Origin of the sequence: Citrobacter amalonaticus, from assembly GCF_001559075.2 — a bacterium.
Taxonomy (GTDB): Bacteria; Pseudomonadota; Gammaproteobacteria; order Enterobacterales; family Enterobacteriaceae; genus Citrobacter_A; species Citrobacter_A amalonaticus_F.
Genome location: NZ_CP014015.2, coordinates 1,172,926 through 1,194,440 on the forward strand (window position 1 = coordinate 1,172,926; position 21,515 = coordinate 1,194,440).

A 21,515-nucleotide genomic window follows, 5' to 3' on the forward strand; every position below is an offset into this window, starting at 1 on the left:
TCCTCCGCTTCCGTTAAGGAGATATTAGCCACACAGATTTGTATCTATGAAGGGAGTGCTGATAACTGAAAATTTAGATGAGGGAAGAATGGAGAGAAATTTAGGGGAAGAAAAATATTTTCACCATCCCCTTGACAATTGCATGATGATTTATAGCTAGAGAGATCCGAGTTCTGAAATCGGTATGTTGATGAGATGACTGTTTTTACTAAGAAAGTACTCCAAACTACGAGTTATCTCTCCATTTAAAGCCTTTTCAGCAACGGGCCTATCTGTATCTTTAATGTGATCTTCGCCTCTAATCTCGTGAGTGAAATCAGGATACAACACACGAGACAAGACCATATTTGAGATTTTTGCTTTTTTGAATTTTGACCAAATTAGTAGGTCCATCATAGGAATAATGTTGTAATCGACAAGTTTTCTAATTTTTGCGAGCCCTATCTTTTCTGTTTTTACTGGATCAATCTCGTATTCTTTCCTTAGAGTTGGAAGCATAGTTTGCAGGGCTGATATAATTTCCTCATCACTAGATAACCCCAAATCAAATGATACATACATCTTGCTGCTATTTTTGTTGAGAAAAAAGTCTCTCATGGTTTGTGTTATGGGTTTATTTTTTAATTCTTTCTTGAAATCACCATTCTGTTCAAAGAAATCCATATCAAACATTATTAGTTTTTTCTCTAACTTTTCTATATCACCGAAACTTATCTGTACAACATGTTTTTGTCCCTTAACATAGGGATCATAATAATTTTCTTGTCTACTTAAAATGGGATTACCGTCAAGGATTGACTTCAAATTTTGATTTTCATCTTCCCATTCAAAATTTATGCTATCAAAAATCACTTCTCTAAATACAATTTCTCTATGTAGTTCCTTGATTGTAAAAGATTTTATCGGTTCGTAGTTATCAAGATTAAACCAGTTCTTCAATTCCTCAAAGGGGCTAATTGCTCTCATAAACCGCTCTTAGAAATAATTATTGAAAATAACATTACATTTGATATTTATTTATAAAATAAACACCTTCAGATTTTAATACTAATTTTCAGTTAATCAACCAGAGCAAAGTAATTTGCTCCGGTAACTGACTATGGAGAACTAATGTGTCACACACTTTTCCATGAATGCATCGAGGAAATCGTCTGTAATTCCTTGAGGATTCCTTCTTGCACATAATGAATAGAGTTCCTCAACAGCAGAATAGGGGAAGAATCGAGTATCTAATTCTTTAAATTGTGGCATATTAGAAAACTCTATAACTTTATTTCTATATTCGTCAGGTGCCACAACGGTCCAACGTATATTTTTTAACTGTGGTGCATAATCATAAAATTGTTTCATTCTTACCAAACCACTTTTAATACCAGTGCTATGCTCAATCTCCATAACTGCAGGCATTAATTTCCCATTTCGAAACCAAATACAATCTATAAGCCGAGCTTCTTTGATAGCTTTATCATATGATTGAAGCACTTGTTCATTTCTTAAATTATCTATGACCCCATCCATTTGGGCTATAGATTTTCCATTATACTGGAGGCCTCGATCATTTGCTGCAACCCATGTTCGATAACCTAAGTAATGACCTATTTTTACTAATGAGATTTGAATTTGTGCATGACGTCTTTTTTCCTCAATCGTCATTCCTTTAGTAGGTAAGATTGTCTCTATATCAACTGATTGATGGACAACATCTAAATTCATTTCAGAAATTATAACATTAGTAATATGTTCTATTGCTACACCATTTTCATGTGGGTCATTTGGTCTATAAATAAGGTGCTTGTGACCTTTTTTAATATTTTTCTGAGTGTTCATTACCTCAAGGCGATCAAGCTTACACCAATAAAACTCAGGAGTATGGGCCAAAAGGCTTTCGAGAACAGCACGTGTATTATAGCTTGCACCAAAAATACGATCCAAATTGACAGGGACATCTTCCTGTAAAGCATTAGCCAGTCTCCACAACATTTGTGTGGAGATGCTTTCCGATTTAGAACTATGTAGTGTCTCACCCTTTTTTGGATCGAATCTTTTAAATTCTATTGGGCCTTCGGGAAGTTGGACATTCGTTACAATGATTCTTCCCGAATTTCGCACATTTACATAATTAAACTGCGTGTTTCTTGGTAGATTGGCAATCGCCTGTGCTAAGTTCGCCGCAGTTACTCTCATATTCGATTCCTAAATGCTCTATAATAGATTTGGCAATACCGGCCGCTGCTAAGTAGGGTACACCGTTACCGACTGTTTTAAACATATTAGACAGAGTCATATAAGCAGGTAATTCAAATTCTTTTGGTAAAGACTGAATTGCTAATGCTTCGGCAACAGTAATTCTTCTTGGTTTATAAGGATGTAAATGTACCTCATTATTACCATAAGCAGCAGTTGGTGAAAATCTCCATCTATGCAACCTTTTATAGGATTTTTTACTATCGTCCCCTTCCTCGACAGTCAAAAACCTCGCAAGCCCTGCTCTTGCCGCGAATACATGCTTTGCATTTGGATGATTATCAACCTGGTTTTTCTTGAACCAATGCTCTACTGTTAACTCTTCTGGGATACCCTTTGGTTTTATAACAGAAGTGTTTTCTGAAAATTGGTTTGTCGTCGGCCATTTATATTCAAATGCAGTTCTTTCAGGGTAGACTCTTTGCCCCCAATTGAACTGACTTGCATATTTTTCATCAAGGAAACCAATCAATATGATTCGTTGCCTATCTTGAGGAGCACCATACTCAATAGAATTTATTAGTTTTTCATGCAAACAATAACCAACCGATTCTAATTGAGTTTTTAAATGGTCAAAAAACTCCCTATGTTTACTGGTACGATATAGACCTTTAACATTCTCAAAAAGAAAGAAATCTGGTTTCATTTCAAGAATGATATCAATATAGCTTTGTGAAAGCCGACCGTTTTCACCATCTCGACCTTTATTTTTACCCGCTACAGAGAAATCCGGGCATGGTGGACCACCAATAAATCCAGTCAATCGCCCCTCATTTTTAAGTTGAAGCATAGAAGACTTAATTTTTTCATGTTCTACATCTTCAATACTGCACTCTGCATACCCAAAACGAGGTGGTGCTATATTTAATTTTTTCCTCGAATGTTTATATGCATCCATAAACGGAGCATGGTATTCATTCACGAAAACCACTTCATAACCATTTTTTTCAAATCCAAGATCAAGAAATCCTGAACCAGAGAAAAAAGAAAAAATTGCGGGGTTAATTGTGGACATTTTTTACCTATTAAATTTAAATTAAAAATATAGCCATTGTAATCATATCACACGGCTATGCCAGTGGATAGTTAATCGTTGATCAAGCTACTTTGTTGTAAAATCAAAGGGACTGATAAACCTATCTTTCAAGGCATTAAGGTAATCAGCCCACCACTGCAACATAAGCCTTCTTTCATCAAGGTGTTCTGCTTTATGAATGTAGGCAGCACGAACGGAGTTTCGCTCTTGGTGGCTCATCTGCCGTTCAACAGCATCCCTTGACCATTTTCCCGATTCGATCAACGCACTACATGCCATCGCACGAAAACCATGTCCACATACTTCAACCGTAGTGTCGTAGCCCATAGACCTTAAAGCCTTGTTTACCGTGTTTTCACTCATAGGCTTTCTAAAATCATGATCACCAATGAACACAAGTTCACATTCACCGCTGATTTCTCTGATATCTTTGAGGAGTTCTAAAGCCTGACGACTTAACGGCACGAGGTGTGGGGTCTTCATTTTTGAGCCTCGATGAGAATGTTTGACCCCTGGCAATGGCTCACGTTCCCCAGGGATAGTCCACATGGCATTGTCGATATCTATCTCTGACCAACGAGCAAACCTGAGTTCACTTGAACGAATGAAAATGAGCAATGTGAGTTTCACGGCTAACTTCGTGAGTTTTCTACCCTTGAAACTATCAATTCGTTCTAAAAGTTCTGAGAATCGTTCGAATGGCAAAGCTGGCCTGTGGACTCTTTTAGCTACCGCAATAGCTCCTGCCATCTCCTGAGCAGGGTTGTAATCTATCAGCCCATTCTGGACAGCATATCTCATTACTGCCGTTGTTCTTTGCTGTAATCGGGAAGCAACTTCCAATCGCCCGGAAGCTTCAACAGCCTTGATAGGGGCAAGAAGATCTCTGGTATTAAGTTCGGATATTTTTCTTCTACCAATAGCAGTAAAGAGACCATCTTCCATGCTTTTTAGAACTCTCTCGCTGTGGGAATCAGACCATTTCCTTTTACAGGCAGTATGCCAGTCCCTTGCGACAGCCTCGAATGTCAGAGCTTCGCTCTGCTCGATCTTGTCTGCTTTTTTCTTCTCGGAAGGGTCGATACCATCAGATACCAACTTTTTGGCCTCATCTCGTTTCCTGCGAGCTTCACCAAGAGAGACCATTGGGTAGACACCCAATGCTAAAACTTTCTGTTTACCGTCGAAACGATATTGAAGTCGCCAGTATTTTGAGCCATTGGGGTTGATCAGCAAGTGCATCCCCTGCCCATCAGTGAGTTTGAAAGGTTTGTCGGAGGGCTTGGTAGTTCTAACTTTGATATCGGTGAGAGCCATCAGTTGATACCTCCAGTGTTGGTATCAAAATCTATCGAACCGGGAATACCAACAGTTATACCATCATCAGTTGGTATATGTTCAAGGAATTGAGTAGACGTGGACAGACTAAGGAAAGCCAGGAACCTGCTTAACTCGCTGTTTTTATGGACTAAAGTAGACGTTAGTAGACTTGAAAAAAGCTTTGTATGGTGCCGAAGGCCGGACTCGAACCGGCACGTATTTCTACGGTTGATTTTGAATCAACTGCGTCTACCGATTTCGCCACTCCGGCACGGAAGGGATGCGGAAAACGTTGTGGATTATACCTGTCATGCGCCACCATGCAAGCGCCAGCGTGTGTCTTCTCCGTTAAGTGTCGAAAAAATCAGCATACTTCCATCCCGCCCTCTTCTTAATCCCCCCTTCTGCAAAGCGACGCCGTTTTCCATGCTCTACACTTTCCTGTTCAACACCACACTGAGGGAAACACGATGTCGATGATAAAAAGCTATGCCGCAAAAGAGGCGGGCAGCGAACTCGAACTCTTTGAATACGATGCTGGCGAACTCAAGCCGGAAGATGTCGAGGTGCAGGTCGATTACTGCGGTATCTGCCATTCCGATTTGTCGATGATCGACAATGAGTGGGGATTCTCTCAGTATCCACTGGTTGCCGGACATGAGGTGATTGGTCGCGTGGCCGCCCTCGGCAGCGCAGCGCAGGGGAAAGGACTGAAGATCGGTCAGCGCGTGGGGATTGGCTGGACGGCGCGCAGCTGTGGTCACTGCGATGCCTGTATCAGCGGTAATCAGATCAACTGCCTGGAAGGAGCAGTACCAACCATTCTCAATCGCGGCGGCTTTGCTGAGAAGCTGCGCGCTGACTGGCAGTGGGTGATCCCGCTTCCGGAAAGCATCGATATTGAATCCGCCGGTCCGCTACTGTGCGGCGGTATCACGGTATTTAAACCGCTGCTGATGCACCACGTCACCGCCACCAGCCGCGTCGGGGTGATTGGCATTGGCGGGCTGGGTCATATCGCCATCAAGCTGTTGCATGCGATGGGATGTGAAGTCACCGCGTTCAGCTCTAACCCGGCGAAAGAGAAAGAGGTACTGGCGATGGGCGCCGATAAAGTGGTGAACAGCCGCGATCCGCAGGCATTAACGGCGCTGGCGGGCCAGTTCGATCTCATCATCAACACCGTCAATGTTGATCTCGACTGGCAACCCTACTTCGAAGCGCTGGCCTACGGCGGCAACTTCCACACCGTCGGCGCGGTGCTGAAGCCGCTGCCGGTCCCCGCCTTCACGCTGATTGCCGGCGATCGCAGCATCTCCGGTTCGGCGACCGGCACGCCGTATGAACTGCGTAAGCTGATGAAATTTGCCGGGCGCAGCAAGGTCTCGCCAACCACCGAACTGTTCCCGATGTCGCAAATTAACGAGGCAATCCAGCACGTACGCGACGGTAAAGCCCGCTACCGTGTGGTGCTGAAAGCCGATTTCTAACGGTCTGACTCAGCGCCTCCCTGTTCAAAGTGAGACGCTGAGTCGCTCTCGTGCCTGGCGAAACGCCAGAACCGCCTGTTGGCACTGCGCCGTCACGTTCTCAATGTCATGATTAATGTCGATACGCGCGATATCGACTTCTTCCGCCAGCGGGCACTCCAGCGCCTCAAACTGACTTTTCAGCAAGCCGACCGGCATAAAATGCCCTGCCCGACGCTGCATCCGCGCCAGGATAATATCGTAGTCGCCATCCAGCCAGAGAAAATGCACGTTAGGACTGCCCTTACGTAAAAAATCACGATACTGTTTTTTTAATGATGAGCACACAATAAAACCCGTCTCATTCTTTTTATACAGACTATAAGATGCATCATTTAAGCGTTCTAACCACGGTAACCGGTCTTCGTCAGTTAACGGTATTCCCTGAGACATTTTATCAATGTTTTTGGCGGGATGGAGATCGTCGCCATCAATAAACTTCGCCGATAATAATGCCGCCACCTTACTACCAATTAACGATTTACCACTTCCTGAAACGCCCATCAAAATATAGCTTTCCCCGGCCATGTAAAACCCTCTGCGTCATATTCCATGGCGCGATACTACGCCTGCACAATCGGCAATTTCACGCTTTTTTATTTCCATAGATGAGAATTATAAAGCGCATCACGTTATGCGTAACATTGTAGTGTAACAATTTTCCAGTGTGACTTGCATCACAAATAAGGACATTTAAAACCGCTTAAATGCACCTGAGATGAAGACCTGACCCAGTGAGGCATTTATGGAAGTGAAAACTCAATCCTGCGTTGTCGCGGGTAAGCGTTCTGTTGCCGTAACACAACAGAATATCGAATGGAATAATAAAGGTACGCTCGTAAAAATAACCCGCGGAGGCATTTGCGGCTCCGACTTACATTATTATCAGGAAGGCAAAGTCGGTAATTTTACCGTCAAAGCGCCGATGATTTTAGGCCATGAAGTTATTGGTAAAGTAGTCCATAGCGATTCAGAAACTTTACGCGAAGGACAGTCGATTGCCATTAATCCGTCTAAGCCATGCGGTCATTGTAAATACTGCCTTCAGCATGAAGAAAACCAGTGCACTGAAATGCGTTTTTTTGGCAGTGCGATGTATTTTCCGCACGTCGACGGCGGCTTTACCCAGTTTAAAACGGTCGATACCGCCCAGTGCATTCCTTACCCGGAACAGGCGGACGAAAAGGTCATGGCCTTTGCTGAACCGTTGGCCGTAGCCATCCATGCCGCACATGAGGCTGGCGATCTACAGGGTAAGAAAGTGTTTATCTCCGGCGTCGGCCCCATCGGTTGCCTGATCGTCAGCGCGGTGAAAACGCTGGGCGCGGCGGAAGTGGTCTGTGCCGATGTCAGCCCCCGTTCGCTATCGCTGGCTCAGCAAATGGGCGCGGATACGCTGGTGAATCCCCAGAATGATTCTCTCGACCAGTGGAAAACGGAAAAAGGCTATTTCGATATCAGCTTTGAAGTCTCCGGCCATCCTTCCTCCATGACCACCTGTCTGGAAGTCACTCGCGCAAAAGGGGTGATGGTGCAGGTCGGTATGGGCGGTGCCGTTCCGGACTTCCCAATGATGATGCTCATCGGCAAAGAGATCGCCCTGAAAGGCTCGTTCCGCTTTACCACCGAATTTAACACCGCAGTCTCCTGGCTGGCGCATAACGTTATCGATCCACTGCCGCTGCTGAGTGCGGAATATCCGTTTACCGACCTGGAGCAGGCGCTGATTTTCGCCAGCGACAAAAGCCAGGCGGCGAAAGTTCAGCTCGTCTTTGAGAATGAAAAATAAGGAACAACATCATGAACGATCTTTTTTCACTGGCAGGTAAAAATATCCTGATCACCGGCTCCGCCCAGGGGATCGGTTATTTGCTGGCAACGGGTCTTGGTCAGTATGGCGCGCAGATTATCGTCAACGATATTACGTCAGAACGGGCAGAAGCCGCAGTTGCAAAACTGCAGCAACAAGGGATCCGCGCCGTTGCCGCTCCTTTTAACGTGACGCACAAACAGGATATCGACGCAGCAATTGACCATATCGAAAAGGATATTGGCCCGATTGATGTGCTGGTCAACAACGCCGGGATCCAGCGCCGTCATCCGTTTACCGAATTCCCGGAGCAGGAATGGAACGACGTGATCGCGGTTAACCAGACCGCCGTGTTCCTCGTCTCCCAGGCGGTCACCCGCCGGATGGTGGAGCGCCAGGCCGGGAAAGTGATCAACATCTGCTCGATGCAGAGTGAGCTGGGTCGCGACACCATCACCCCGTACGCCGCCTCGAAAGGCGCCGTGAAGATGCTGACTCGCGGTATGTGCGTTGAGCTGGCGCGCCATAACATCCAGGTTAATGGCATCGCACCGGGGTACTTCAAAACGGAAATGACCAAAGCGCTGGTTGAAGATGAAGCCTTCACCTCATGGTTGTGCAAACGTACCCCTGCCGCTCGCTGGGGCGATCCGCAGGAGCTGATTGGCGCGGCGGTATTCCTCTCCTCCAAAGCCTCAGACTTCGTCAACGGACACCTGCTGTTCGTCGATGGCGGCATGCTGGTCGCTGTGTAACCACTGAACAACCCTACGCAGCGCGCAAGCGCTGCCTTTTTGGCACACATAAGAGATAAGATTATGCCATTAATCATAATTGCGGCAGGCGTCGCGCTGCTTCTGGTCCTGATGATTGGCTTTAAAGTCAATGGATTCATCGCCCTGGTCCTGGTTGCAGCCGTCGTGGGATTCGCCGAAGGGATGGACGCACAAGCCGTTTTACATTCCATTCAAAACGGGATCGGCGGCACGCTCGGCGGGCTGGCGATGATCCTCGGTTTTGGCGCAATGTTGGGGAAATTGATTTCTGATACGGGGGCCGCGCAGCGCATCGCGACCACCCTGATCGGGACGTTTGGTAAAAAACGCGTGCAGTGGGCGCTGGTCATCACCGGACTGGTCGTCGGGCTGGCGATGTTCTTCGAAGTCGGCTTTGTACTGCTGCTGCCGTTGGTATTTACGGTGGTGGCTTCATCCGGTTTGCCGCTGCTGTACGTCGGCGTGCCGATGGTGGCTGCCCTCTCGGTCACCCACTGCTTCCTGCCGCCGCATCCGGGGCCGACCGCCATTGCGACGATTTTTGAAGCCAACCTCGGCACCACGCTGCTGTACGGGTTCATTATCACCATTCCTACGGTGATTGTCGCAGGCCCGCTGTTTTCAAAACTGCTGACCCGCTTTGAAAAAGCGCCGCCGGAAGGGCTGTTTAACCCGCACCTGTTCACCGAAGAGGAGATGCCGTCCTTCTGGAACAGTATCTTTGCGGCGGTGATCCCCGTCATACTGATGGCCGTTGCCGCCGTCTGTGAAATTACACTGCCCAAAACCAACTCAGTGCGGGTATTCTTTGAGTTTATCGGGAACCCTGCCGTCGCGCTGTTTATCGCCATCGTGCTGGCGATTTTCACCCTCGGTCGACGCAATGGCAGGACGATTGAACAGATCATGGATATCGTCGGTGACTCCATCGGCGCCATCGCCATGATTGTGTTTATCATCGCTGGTGGCGGCGCGTTTAAACAGGTTCTGGTGGACAGCGGCGTGGGTCAGTATATCTCGCACTTGATGACCGGCACCTCGTTGTCGCCGCTGCTGATGTGCTGGACAGTGGCCGCGTTACTGCGCATTGCACTGGGATCGGCGACCGTCGCCGCGATCACGACCGCAGGCGTGGTACTGCCGATCATTAACGTCACCCATGCCGATCCAGCGTTGATGGTGTTGGCAACCGGGGCCGGTAGCGTAATCGCTTCGCACGTAAACGATCCAGGATTCTGGCTGTTCAAGGGCTACTTTAACCTCAGCGTCGGTGAAACGCTGCGGACGTGGACCGTGATGGAAACGCTGATTTCAATCATGGGGCTGCTGGGCGTGCTGACGCTGAATGCGGTTCTGCATTAAGGCGTGATTAACCACCGGGGGGCGATGTCGCCGCCGCTCCCCGGTACCGGAGAGAAGATGAGGAACCACAGAATTTCTTTGCAGGACATCGCCACGCTCGCGGGCGTGACCAAAATGACGGTGAGTCGCTATATCCGCTCGCCGAAAAAGGTCGCAAAGGAAACTGGCGAGCGTATCGCGCAGATCATGGAGGAGATCAACTACATCCCGAACCGTGCGCCGGCCATGCTGCTGAACGCGCAAAGCTACACGCTTGGCGTGCTCATTCCCTCCTTTCAGAACCAGCTCTTCGCCGACATTCTTGCCGGCATTGAATCCGTTACCTCTGACCACAACTACCAGACGCTGATTGCCAACTACAACTACGATCGAGAGTCGGAAGAAGAGTCGGTGATCAATCTGCTCTCCTACAATATCGACGGCATTATTCTTTCCGAGAAGTATCACACCCTGCGCACGGTGAAATTCCTGCGCTCGGCGGCCATTCCCATTATCGAGCTAATGGATATTCAGGGCGATCGGCTGGATATGGAAGTCGGGTTTGATAACCGCCAGGCGGCATTTGATATGGTCAGCACCATGCTGGATAAACGCCAGCGGCGCAAAATTCTCTATCTCGGCTCGAAAGACGATATCCGTGATGAACAGCGTTTTCGCGGCTACTGCGACGCGATGACGCAACGAGGCCTGACGCCCCTGCGCGTTAACCCGCGGGCGATCTCGTCGATTCGTCTGGGCATGCAGTTGATGCGTGATGCGCTGATTGCCCACCCGGATTTAGACGGCGTGTTTTGCACCAACGATGATATTGCGATGGGCGCGCTGCTGTTCTGCCGGGAACGCGAACTGTCCGTACCGGAACAGGTCTCCATTGCCGGTTTCCACGGTCTGGAAATGGGCCGACAGATGATCCCCAGCCTTGCCAGCGTCATCACGCCCCGCTTTGACATTGGCCGCATGGCGGCACAGATGTTGCTAAGTAAAATCAAAAACAACGACCACAACCACAATACGATCGATTTGGGATACCAGATTTACCACGGCAATACGCTATAAGTGATTTTCTCTCCCCGGCGCATATTCTCTTTAATTCACATTGCCTATACTCGACGCAGGATAAATGGAGGAAATCTAATGAGCTCACCCCTGCTGATTGCCCGCACGCCAGACACTGAACTGTTTTTACTCCCCGGGATGGCGAACCGCCACGGGCTAATTACCGGGGCGACCGGGACCGGGAAAACCGTCACGCTGCAAAAGCTGGCCGAGTCGCTGTCGGAAATCGGCGTACCGGTATTTATGGCCGATGTGAAAGGTGACTTAACCGGCGTCGCCGCCGAGGGCCTGGCCTCCGAAAAACTGCTCACCAGACTGAAGAATATCGGCATTACCGACTGGCAACCGCACGGCAATCCGGTGGTACTGTGGGATATCTTCGGCGAAAAAGGTCATCCGGTTCGCGCCACGGTCTCAGACCTCGGGCCGCTGCTGCTGGCGCGTTTGCTGAACCTCAACGAGGTGCAGTCCGGCGTGCTGAACATTATCTTCCGTATTGCCGATGACCAGGGCCTGCTGCTGTTAGATTTCAAAGACCTGCGGGCTATCACGCAATACATCGGCGATAACGCCAAATCCTTCCAGAATCAGTATGGCAACATCAGCAGCGCCTCGGTCGGGGCGATCCAGCGCGGGCTGCTGACGCTTGAACAGCAAGGCGCAACGCACTTCTTTGGCGAGCCGATGCTCGACATCAAAGACTGGATGCGGACCGATGCCAGTGGCAAAGGGATCATCAATATTCTCAGCGCCGAGAAGCTCTATCAGATGCCAAAACTCTACGCTGCCAGCCTGCTGTGGATGCTCTCCGAGCTTTACGAGCAACTGCCGGAAGCCGGCGATCTGGAAAAACCGAAGCTGGTTTTCTTCTTCGACGAAGCGCATCTGCTGTTCAACGACGCCCCGCAGGTGCTGTTGGATAAAATCGAACAGGTGATCCGTCTGATCCGCTCGAAAGGGGTTGGCGTCTGGTTTGTTTCGCAAAACCCGGCGGATATTCCGGATAACGTCCTCGGTCAGTTGGGCAACCGCGTTCAGCACGCCCTGCGCGCCTTCACGCCGAAAGATCAGAAAGCGGTGAAAACCGCCGCGCAGACCATGCGCGCCAATCCGGCATTTGATACAGAGAAGGCGATTCAGGAACTGGGCACCGGTGAAGCGCTGGTTTCATTCCTGGATGCCAAAGGCAGTCCATCGGTCGTCGAGCGGGCGATGGTGATCGCCCCGTGCTCACGGATGGGACCGGTGACGGATGATGAGCGCAATGGGCTTATCAACCACTCTCCGGTTTATGGCAAATATGAAGACGACCTGGATCGTGAATCCGCGTTTGAAATGCTGCAAAAAGGCGTCCAGGCGACGACTGAAGCGCAAAGTAACCCGACGACGAAAGGCAAAGCGGTGGCGGTTGACGACGGGATCCTCGGCGGACTGAAAGACATTCTCTTCGGCAGTACCGGACCGCGCGGCGGCAAGCGCGATGGCGTAGTGCAGAGCGTGGCGAAAAGCGCAGCACGTCAGGTCACCAATCAGATCATTCGCGGGATGTTAGGCAGCTTAATGGGCGGCAGAAAACGATAGTACCGGTGATAAGCGCAGCGCCATCAGGCACTGCGCTTTACGTTGCCGGTGGCGGCGGACGATTATGACTTACGCATCATCAACCAGAGGCTGATCAAGAAGAACGAGGCGCTCGGCAGCAGCGCGCCGATAATCGGCGGAATGCCGTACACCAGCGTCAGCGGACCAAAGATCTGGTCCAGCACATAGAAGACAAAACCAAAGCTTATCCCCGTGACCACCCGCACGCCCATCGGCACGCTACGCAGCGGACCAAAGATGAACGACAGCGCCATCAGCATCATCACCGCAACGGACAGCGGCTGGAAGACTTTACTCCACATATTGAGCTGGTAGCGCCCGGCCTCCTGGCCGCTCGACTTCAGGTACTTCACATAGTTGTGCAGACCGCTGATAGAAAGCGCATCCGGATCCAGCGCCACCACGCCCAGTTTGTCCGGCGTGAGGTTGGTTTTCCAGGTACTGCTCACCATTTGCGAACCGGTGATCTGCTTCGGATCGGTCAGATTCGACTCATCCACCTGCGACAGACGCCAGACCTTCTGTTCCGGGTCAAACTTCGCAGACGCGGCATAGCGCACGGATTGCAGACGACGCTGATCGTTGAAGGCGTAAATGCTGATGCCGCCTAACTCTTCGTCACCTTTCACCCGTTCGATGTAAACAAAGTTATTGCCGTCTTTCGCCCACAGCCCCTGCTGGGTGGAAAGCAGCGAACCGCCGTACATCGCCTGCGCACGGTAGTTACGCGCCATCTGCTCGCCCTGCGGCGCTACCCACTCGCCGATGGCCATGGTCAGCAGCACCAGTGGGATCGCGGTTTTCATCACCGAGAGCGCCACCTGCATACGGGTAAAACCCGACGCCTGCATCACGACCAGCTCACTGCGCTGCGCCAGCATCCCGAGTCCCAGCAGCGCGCCAAGCAGCGCCGCCATCGGGAAGAAAATCTGCACATCTTTCGGCACGCTGAGCAGGGTGTACATCCCCGCGCCCAACGCGTCGTAGCTCCCCTGCCCGGCTTTTTTCAGCTGGTCGACGAACTTGATGATGCCGGAAAGCGACACCAGCATGAATAACGTCATCATGATGGTGGTGAAAATGGTTTTACCGATATAGCGGTCAAGGACACCAAATGGCTGCATCACACCGCTCCTTTACGCGAAAAACGGGCGCGCAGACGGCGCACCGGCACTGTATCCCACAGGTTAAGACCCACCGCCAGCGCCAGATACAGCAGGTTGACGACCCACATCCAGATAACCGGGTCCAGCTTCCCTTTCCCGCCGTTGGATTTCAGGGAGGTCTGGATCAGGAAGAACATCAGATACAGCAGCATCGCGGGCAGCATCGACAGCACGCGGCCCTGACGCGGGTTGACCACGCTCAGCGGTACGACCATCAGCGCCATCATAAATACGGTGAATACCAGCGTGATACGCCAGTGCAGTTCCGCACGGGCGCGATCGGTATCAGTGGACCACAGTGTGCGCATGTCCATCTGGTCGGTGTCGTTCGGATCCAGCGCCACCGCCTGGTGACCGATAATCGCCTGATAGTCCTGGAAATCGGTGATGCGGAAATCACGCAGTAGCGCAGTACCTTCAAAGCGGGTGCCTTTATTCAGCGTGACCACCTGCGAACCGTCGCGCAGTTGCGACAGGTGTCCGGAATCGGCCACGACCACGGAAGGCCGGGCGTTGCCTTTCGGGCGAATCTGCGCGAGGAACACATCTTTAAAGTCGCTACCGTCAACGCTTTCAATGAACAGTACCGAGCCGCCGTTGGTGGCCTGCTGGAACTGCCCTTGCGCCAGTGCGGCCATACCAGGGTTGGCTTTCGCTTCCGCCAGCACTTCATCCTGATGTTTTGACGACCACGGCCCCGCCCACATGACGTTAACGGCGGCAATGATACCGGTGAACAACGCCAGGATCATCGCCGCTTTCACCAGCACGGCCTTGCTCAGGCCGCAGGCGTGCATCACCGTAATTTCACTTTCGGTATACAGTTTGCCCAGCGTCATCAACAGTCCGAGGAACAGACTGAGCGGCAGGATGAGTTGTGCCATTTCAGGCACGCCGAGGCCCAGCAGCGAGAGCACCAGATTTGCCGGAATGTCACCGTCAACCGCTGCGCCGAGGATCCTCACTAACTTTTGACAAAAGAAGATCAAAAGCAGGATGAAGAGGATGGCAAGCTGGCTTTTGAGCGTCTCCCGCACCAGATATCTTATGATTATCACTTTAAATACGCCCGTAAAAACTCGTCTTTTGCAGGAATTTAGCTTGTTTCATGGCTTAAACGTCATTTATTCTCTTGAGTCGTCGAAATCGTCGCTAAAATTATTATACTCAGCGGATTCGCCACTCAGAACACGTTCTGATGTGCCAATGCCGTAATAACGTTAAGATTAACACGAAGTCACCGCAACTGCGGATATGAGTTACGAAAGCTTGCAATTCTAACCGCAGGCGCCGCCGTTGTCTTTAAGATTCAGGAGCGTAGTGCATGGAGTTTAGTGTAAAAAGCGGTAGCCCGGAGAAACAGCGGAGTGCCTGCATCGTCGTGGGCGTCTTTGAACCACGCCGCCTTTCTCCGGTTGCAGAACAGCTCGATAAAATCAGCGACGGGTACATCAGTGCCCTGCTGCGTCGTGGCGAACTGGAAGGCAAACCGGGTCAGACCCTGTTGTTACACCATGTTCCCAACGTACTGTCCGAGCGTATCCTCCTCATCGGTTGTGGCAAAGAGCGCGAGCTGGATGAACGTCAGTATAAGCAGGTGATTCAGAAAACCATAAACACTCTGAATGATACCGGCTCGATGGAAGCCGTCTGCTTCCTGACCGAACTGCACGTCAAAGGCCGCAATAACTACTGGAAAGTGCGTCAGGCTGTCGAGACAGCCAAAGAGACGCTGTATAGCTTCGATCAACTGAAAACCACCAAAAGCGAGCCGCGCCGCCCGCTGCGTAAAATGGTCTTCAACGTGCCAACCCGTCGAGAACTGACCAGCGGCGAGCGTGCGATTCAGCACGGTCTGGCCATTGCCGCCGGTATTAAGGCCGCGAAAGATCTCGGCAACATGCCGCCAAACATCTGTAACGCCGCCTATTTAGCCTCGCAGGCGCGTCAGTTGGCTGACAGCTACAGCAAGAATGTGGTCACCCGCGTCATCGGCGAACAGCAGATGAAAGAGCTGGGAATGCACTCTTACCTCGCCGTCGGTCACGGTTCGCAGAATGAATCGCTGATGTCAGTGATTGAGTACAAAGGCAGTCCGTCCGAAGACGTGCGTCCGATTGTGTTGGTCGGTAAAGGGCTCACCTTTGACTCCGGCGGTATCTCCATCAAGCCGGCTGAAGGCATGGACGAGATGAAGTACGACATGTGCGGAGCGGCGGCAGTGTATGGCGTAATGCGCATGGTGGCGGAACTGCAGTTGCCAATCAACGTCATCGGCGTACTGGCAGGCTGTGAAAACATGCCTGGCGGTCGCGCCTATCGTCCGGGCGACGTGCTGACGACAATGTCCGGCCAGACGGTTGAAGTGCTGAACACCGATGCCGAAGGCCGTCTGGTACTCTGCGACGTCTTAACCTACGTTGAGCGTTTCGAGCCAGAAGCGGTTATTGACGTGGCAACCCTGACCGGCGCCTGCGTGATTGCGCTGGGCCACCACATTACCGGTCTGATGTCGAACCATAACCCGCTGGCGCACGAACTGATCGGCGCGTCCGAACAAGCAGGTGACCGCGCGTGGCGTCTGCCGCTGGGTGATGAGTATCAGGAACAGCTGGAGTCCAACTTCGCGGATATGGCGAATATTGGCGGCCGTCCTGGCGGCGCAATCACCGCAGGCTGCTTCCTGTCGCGCTTTACCCGCAAGTACAACTGGGCGCACCTCGACATCGCCGGTACCGCATGGCGTTCCGGGAAAGCCAAAGGCGCAACCGGTCGTCCGGTGGCGCTGTTGTCGCAGTTCCTGCTCAATCGTGCCGGGTTTAACGGCGAAGAGTAAAGCCGCAAGCACAGGCAATAAGAATTCTATACCCTATGGATTTCGAGTTGCATCGCGGCGGCAACTGAGCAAATCCCCAGGAGCATAGTTTACTATGTGACTGGGGTGCGAGAAGGCAGCCAACAAAGAGGCGACTTGAAAGACGACGGGTATAGAAATGAGAAATGCAACCTTCTACCTTCTGGACAACGACACACAACACGATGGCCTTAGCGCCGTCGAGCAACTGGTGTGTGAAATTGCCGCAGAACGTTGGCGCAGCGGCAAACGCGTTTTGATTGCCTGCGAAGACGAAAAGCAGGCGATTCGCCTGGATGAAGCGCTGTGGGCCAGACCGGCCGACCGTTTCGTCCCGCACAATCTGGCCGGTGAAGGGCCGCGCGGCGGTGCGCCGGTGGAAATCGCCTGGCCGGAAAAACGCAACAGCAGCCCGCGCGACCTGCTCATCAGCCTGCGCGTTGGCTTTGCAGATTTTGCCACCGCTTTCACAGAAGTGATAGACTTCGTCCCTTACGAAGATTCTCTGAAACAATCGGCACGCGAACGCTACAAAGCCTACCGCGTGGCTGGTTTTAACCTGAATACGGCAACCTGGAAATAATGGAAAAGACATACAACCCCCAAGATATCGAACAGCCGCTTTACGAGCACTGGGAAAAGCAGGGCTATTTCAAGCCTAACGGCGATGAAAGCAAAGAGTCCTTCTGCATCATGATCCCGCCGCCGAACGTCACCGGCAGTTTGCATATGGGTCATGCTTTCCAGCAAACCATCATGGATACGCTGATCCGCTATCAGCGCATGCAGGGGAAAAATACCCTGTGGCAGGTCGGGACCGACCACGCCGGTATCGCGACCCAGATGGTGGTTGAGCGTAAAATTGCCGCTGAAGAAGGTAAAACCCGTCACGACTACGGTCGCGATGCCTTTATCGATAAAATCTGGCAGTGGAAAGCGGAATCCGGCGGCACCATCACCCGCCAGATGCGTCGTCTCGGCAACTCTGTTGACTGGGAGCGCGAGCGCTTCACCATGGACGAAGGCCTTTCCAATGCCGTGAAAGAAGTCTTTGTCCGCCTGTACAAAGAAGATCTGATTTACCGTGGCAAACGCCTGGTGAACTGGGACCCGAAACTGCGGACCGCCATTTCTGACCTGGAAGTGGAAAACCGCGAGTCTAAAGGCTCGATGTGGCACATCCGCTACCCGCTGGCCGACGGCGCGAAAACCGCAGACGGCAAAGATTACCTGGTGGTTGCGACCACCCGTCCGGAAACCCTGCTGGGCGATACCGGCGTGGCCGTCAACCCGGAAGATCCGCGCTATAAAGATCTGATTGGCAAATTCGTGGTGTTGCCGCTGGTGAACCGCCGCATTCCGATCGTCGGTGATGAACATGCCGACATGGAAAAAGGCACCGGCTGCGTGAAGATCACCCCGGCGCACGACTTTAACGACTACGAAGTCGGTCGTCGTCATGCCCTGCCCATGATCAACATCTTCACCTTTGATGGCGATATCCGCGAAACGGCGGAAGTGTACGACACCAAAGGCAATGAGTCTGACGTCTACTCCAACGAAATCCCGGCGGAATTCCAGAAACTGGAGCGCTTTGCCGCACGTAAAGCGGTGGTGGCTGCGATCGACGCGCTGGGCCTGCTGGAAGAGATTAAACCGCACGACCTGACCGTCCCGTACGGCGACCGTGGCGGCGTGGTCATCGAACCGATGCTGACCGACCAGTGGTATGTCCGTGCCGATGTACTGGCAAAACCGGCGGTAGAAGCCGTTGAGAACGGCGACATTCAGTTCGTGCCGAAGCAGTACGAAAACATGTATTTCTCCTGGATGCGCGATATTCAGGACTGGTGTATCTCCCGTCAGCTGTGGTGGGGTCACCGTATTCCGGCATGGTACGACAACGACGGTAACGTCTATGTGGGTCGCAACGAAGACGAAGTGCGTCAGGAAAACAACCTGAGCGCAGACGTTGCCCTGCGTCAGGACGACGACGTGCTGGATACCTGGTTCTCCTCCGCGCTGTGGACCTTCTCGACGCTCGGCTGGCCGGAAAACACCGACGCGCTGCGTCAGTTCCACCCGACCAGCGTGATGGTTTCCGGCTTCGACATCATCTTCTTCTGGATTGCCCGCATGATCATGATGACCATGCACTTCATCAAAGATGAAAACGGCAAGCCGCAGGTTCCGTTTAAGACGGTCTACATGACCGGTTTGATCCGCGACGACGAAGGCCAGAAGATGTCCAAATCCAAGGGCAACGTGATTGACCCGCTGGATATGGTCGACGGTATTTCGCTGCCGGAGCTGCTGGAAAAACGTACCGGCAACATGATGCAGCCGCAACTAGCTGAGAAGATTGCCAAACGTACTGAAAAACAGTTCCCGGAAGGTATCGAGCCGCACGGCACCGACGCCCTGCGTTTCACCCTGGCCGCGCTGGCGTCTACCGGTCGCGACATCAACTGGGATATGAAGCGCCTGGAAGGTTATCGTAACTTCTGTAACAAGCTGTGGAACGCCAGCCGTTTTGTGCTGATGAACACCGAAGAGCAGGATTGCGGCTTCAACGGCGGCGAGATGACCCTGTCGCTGGCGGACCGCTGGATCCTCGCTGAATTCAACCAGACCACCAAAGCGTATCGTGAAGCGCTGGATAACTTCCGTTTCGATATCGCCGCGGGCATTCTGTACGAGTTCACCTGGAACCAGTTCTGTGACTGGTATCTGGAGCTGACCAAGCCGGTCATGACCGGCGGTTCTGAAGCCGAACTGCGTGGCACCCGCCATACGCTGGTGACCGTGCTGGAAGGTCTGCTGCGCCTGGCGCACCCGATCATCCCGTTCATCACCGAAACCATCTGGCAGCGTGTGAAAGTGATTGCCGGTATTACCGCTGACACCATCATGCTGCAGCCGTTCCCGGAATATAACGCCGCACAGGTTGATGAAGCCGCACTCGCTGACACCGAATGGCTGAAGCAGGCGATCGTTGCCGTACGTAACATCCGTGCGGAAATGAACATTGCGCCGGGTAAACCGCTGGCGCTGCTGCTACGTGGTTGCAGTGATGACGCGATGCGTCGCGTAAACGACAACCGTAGCTTCCTGCTGAACCTGGCGCGTCTGGAAAGCATCACCGTACTGCCTGCCGATGACAAAGGTCCGGTCTCTGTGACCAAAATCATCGACGGCGCCGAGCTGCTGATCCCGATGGCGGGCCTTATCAACAAAGAAGATGAGCTGGCGCGTCTGGCGAAAGAAGTGGCGAAAATCGAAGGCGAAATTAGCCGTATCGAAAACAAACTCGCTAACGAAGGCTTTGTTGCACGCGCGCCGGAAGCGGTGATCGCCAAAGAGCGTGAGAAGCTGGAAGGCTACGCCGAAGCGAAAGCGAAGTTGATTGAGCAGCAGGCGGTGATCGCCGCGCTGTAATCACGGACAGTGGTAATGTAAAAAGGCCGGAGCATGCTCCGGCCTTTTTGTATCAGACTTTTGTATCAGATAAAGGGAATCTGCGTCATCATGCCGCGAGACAGCACCGCAATCGGCCCTGTCTCAGGCTGCTCATCATGGTCAGTCAGTTCCAGAGTATCCAGATCGCCATCAACCCATGTATTCGCCGCCAGGAAACGCAGATAGCGCATCTTCATGAACGGATAAGCCAGCCCCAGTGTGATGGACGAGACCACGGCAATCAGCACCCACTGCACTATCAGTGCATGAAATGCGATACCGGAATGAAAACGGATACTGCCGTCCGCGAGAGTCAGGTTGTTCATAAAGTGGTTGCGCAACCCCATCCACATATAACCCGTAGAGAAAAGTATCGCCGCGAAGTAAAGCAAGTAACAGGCGATGATTTCCCCCTGGTAACTTAAAATCAACATTCCCAGCCTCTCGTCACTCATTCCCCCACCCATATTGGCCAGCACGATTGCACCGAAAATGTCAGAAAAGAGCCAGGCGATAACCACCAGGAAGGGAACAAGAATCAGCATCGACAGTAAACACACTTTGATGCACTGCTTCACACTGGCGGCAACGGAGAAACGGTGAATACCAAACTGGCCTCCCCCACCAACCAGTGAAATCCATTTTGCATAGATGATACCGGCAATTATTCCCATACCTACGAGAAAAATGACAAACGCCAGCAAGAACTTTGTAATAATAGCCTCTACGTTATAAGAAATATCACCAGGAATACTCACTATTACAAGAATCAATACTGTCAGTATAATATAGAGCACCACAGGCAATCCCATCATCACCCACCATGCGCGCCCCAATGAGCAGTGAAAGTTAAAACGCACATTATTCAGTGTGGTCATCATGGCATTATATTTTATGCTTTTGACCATAAAGACAGGTAATACGAGGAAAAATGCCAACATTAACGTCAGTTCAAGAGCCGGAATCGCCGCGAAGAAGGAGATGACGACAAAAAAAAGGACGACGAATAACCAACTCAAAAAAATGGCCAACCCTGTCGCATGATAGCCAAAACGCGCGCCATTCAATTCCATGTTTTCATAAATATAGCGACGACTACGTACGATTGCCCATGGTGTATAAATGCCAAGAGTAATGACGCATAGAAGGACATTAGTTAAGCAGATAATAAAATACTCCCCGGCACGACCATGAAAGTCAAACTGCCAACGAGGCTTCCGTTCATTGTTCGCAAACAAATCCATAACAATTCCTTTGTTTTCAAAATAAACCTAATAAATAATAAAGGTATCCTTATTAGC

18 protein-coding genes and 1 tRNA gene are annotated in these 21,515 nt (G+C 51.3%); 9 read left to right on the plus strand and 10 right to left on the minus strand.

Annotation, left to right across the window (positions count from 1 at the left end):
* Positions 1-156 precede the first annotated feature (156 nt).
* The 5 genes from AL479_RS05575 to AL479_RS05595 all read right to left on the minus strand — a co-directional run bounded on the left by AL479_RS05575 (position 157) and on the right by AL479_RS05595 (position 4,871).
* Positions 157-966: a DUF6387 family protein gene (locus AL479_RS05575; protein ID WP_023299207.1), complete on the minus strand. Its 810-nt coding sequence runs from the start codon at positions 964-966 to the stop codon at positions 157-159.
* A 141-nt stretch (positions 967-1,107) separates the two neighbouring features.
* A complete protein-coding gene (locus AL479_RS05580) occupies positions 1,108-2,184 on the minus strand; it encodes a hypothetical protein (RefSeq protein ID WP_032301165.1) in 1,077 nt (358 codons plus the stop codon).
* Complete coding sequence (locus AL479_RS05585; RefSeq protein WP_001399625.1) at positions 2,120-3,259, minus strand: DNA cytosine methyltransferase; 1,140 nt, start codon at positions 3,257-3,259, stop codon at positions 2,120-2,122. Before AL479_RS05585 ends, AL479_RS05580 begins: the two co-directional genes overlap by 65 nt.
* Positions 3,260-3,346: 87 nt before the next feature.
* Positions 3,347-4,597, minus strand: a complete 1,251-nt coding sequence (locus AL479_RS05590; protein WP_061075369.1) for a tyrosine-type recombinase/integrase — start codon at positions 4,595-4,597, stop codon at positions 3,347-3,349.
* Between the two features lie 189 nt (positions 4,598-4,786).
* Positions 4,787-4,871, minus strand: a tRNA-Leu gene (locus AL479_RS05595).
* A 199-nt stretch (positions 4,872-5,070) separates the two neighbouring features.
* On the opposite strand from AL479_RS05595, the gene ahr reads away from it, so the two are divergent.
* Positions 5,071-6,090, plus strand: a complete 1,020-nt coding sequence (gene ahr / locus AL479_RS05600; RefSeq protein WP_061075370.1) for an NADPH-dependent aldehyde reductase Ahr — start codon at positions 5,071-5,073, stop codon at positions 6,088-6,090.
* 24 nt (positions 6,091-6,114) lie between these two features.
* On the opposite strand, the gene idnK is transcribed toward ahr, so the two are convergent.
* The gene (gene idnK / locus AL479_RS05605) at positions 6,115-6,657 is read right to left on the minus strand and encodes a gluconokinase (RefSeq protein WP_061075371.1); all 543 of its coding nucleotides are present in this window, start codon (positions 6,655-6,657) and stop codon (positions 6,115-6,117) included.
* 217 nt (positions 6,658-6,874) lie between these two features.
* On the opposite strand from idnK, the gene idnD reads away from it, so the two are divergent.
* From idnD to AL479_RS05630, 5 genes are all read left to right on the plus strand, one after another.
* Positions 6,875-7,918 (plus strand): L-idonate 5-dehydrogenase, encoded by a 1,044-nt coding sequence (idnD, locus tag AL479_RS05610; protein ID WP_061075372.1) that lies wholly within the window; start codon positions 6,875-6,877, stop codon positions 7,916-7,918.
* Between the two features lie 11 nt (positions 7,919-7,929).
* Positions 7,930-8,694 (plus strand): gluconate 5-dehydrogenase, encoded by a 765-nt coding sequence (gene idnO / locus AL479_RS05615; protein ID WP_061075373.1) that lies wholly within the window; start codon positions 7,930-7,932, stop codon positions 8,692-8,694.
* Positions 8,695-8,757: 63 nt separating this feature from the next.
* Entirely contained in the window at positions 8,758-10,077 is a 1,320-nt protein-coding gene (idnT, locus tag AL479_RS05620; protein WP_061075374.1) for a gnt-II system L-idonate transporter, read from the plus strand.
* A gap of 57 nt (positions 10,078-10,134) precedes the next feature.
* Positions 10,135-11,133, plus strand: a complete 999-nt coding sequence (gene idnR, locus AL479_RS05625) for a DNA-binding transcriptional regulator IdnR (RefSeq protein ID WP_061075375.1) — start codon at positions 10,135-10,137, stop codon at positions 11,131-11,133.
* Positions 11,134-11,211: 78 nt separating this feature from the next.
* Entirely contained in the window at positions 11,212-12,714 is a 1,503-nt protein-coding gene (locus tag AL479_RS05630) for a helicase HerA-like C-terminal domain-containing protein (protein WP_061075376.1), read from the plus strand.
* A gap of 62 nt (positions 12,715-12,776) precedes the next feature.
* Here AL479_RS05630 and lptG read toward each other — a convergent pair whose 3' ends face one another.
* From lptG to ytgA, 3 genes are all read right to left on the minus strand, one after another.
* Positions 12,777-13,859, minus strand: a complete 1,083-nt coding sequence (lptG, locus tag AL479_RS05635; protein WP_061075377.1) for an LPS export ABC transporter permease LptG — start codon at positions 13,857-13,859, stop codon at positions 12,777-12,779.
* Positions 13,859-14,959 (minus strand): LPS export ABC transporter permease LptF, encoded by a 1,101-nt coding sequence (gene lptF / locus AL479_RS05640; protein WP_061075378.1) that lies wholly within the window; start codon positions 14,957-14,959, stop codon positions 13,859-13,861. The genes lptG and lptF overlap by 1 nt, the downstream gene beginning before the upstream one ends.
* Positions 14,960-15,021: 62 nt before the next feature.
* On the minus strand, positions 15,022-15,072 hold the full coding sequence (ytgA, locus tag AL479_RS24005; protein ID WP_211180521.1) for a protein YtgA: 51 nt from the start codon (positions 15,070-15,072) through the stop codon (positions 15,022-15,024).
* 153 nt (positions 15,073-15,225) lie between these two features.
* Here ytgA and pepA point away from each other — a divergent pair, with 153 nt between their 5' ends.
* The 3 genes from pepA to AL479_RS05660 all read left to right on the plus strand — a co-directional run bounded on the left by pepA (position 15,226) and on the right by AL479_RS05660 (position 20,193).
* Positions 15,226-16,737 carry a leucyl aminopeptidase gene (pepA, locus tag AL479_RS05650; protein WP_061075379.1) on the plus strand — a complete coding sequence of 504 codons (1,512 nt, stop codon included), beginning with the start codon at positions 15,226-15,228 and terminating at the stop codon, positions 16,735-16,737.
* Positions 16,738-16,894: 157 nt separating this feature from the next.
* Positions 16,895-17,338, plus strand: coding sequence for a DNA polymerase III subunit chi (holC, locus tag AL479_RS05655; RefSeq protein WP_042999255.1), 444 nt, complete (start codon positions 16,895-16,897; stop codon positions 17,336-17,338).
* Positions 17,338-20,193, plus strand: a complete 2,856-nt coding sequence (locus tag AL479_RS05660) for a valine--tRNA ligase (RefSeq protein ID WP_061075380.1) — start codon at positions 17,338-17,340, stop codon at positions 20,191-20,193. Before holC ends, AL479_RS05660 begins: the two co-directional genes overlap by 1 nt.
* Before the next feature lie 65 nt (positions 20,194-20,258).
* Here the strand turns inward: AL479_RS05660 and AL479_RS05665 are convergent, their stop codons facing one another.
* Positions 20,259-21,458, minus strand: a complete 1,200-nt coding sequence (locus AL479_RS05665) for a YjgN family protein (protein ID WP_061075381.1) — start codon at positions 21,456-21,458, stop codon at positions 20,259-20,261.
* Positions 21,459-21,515: the final 57 nt, after the last annotated feature.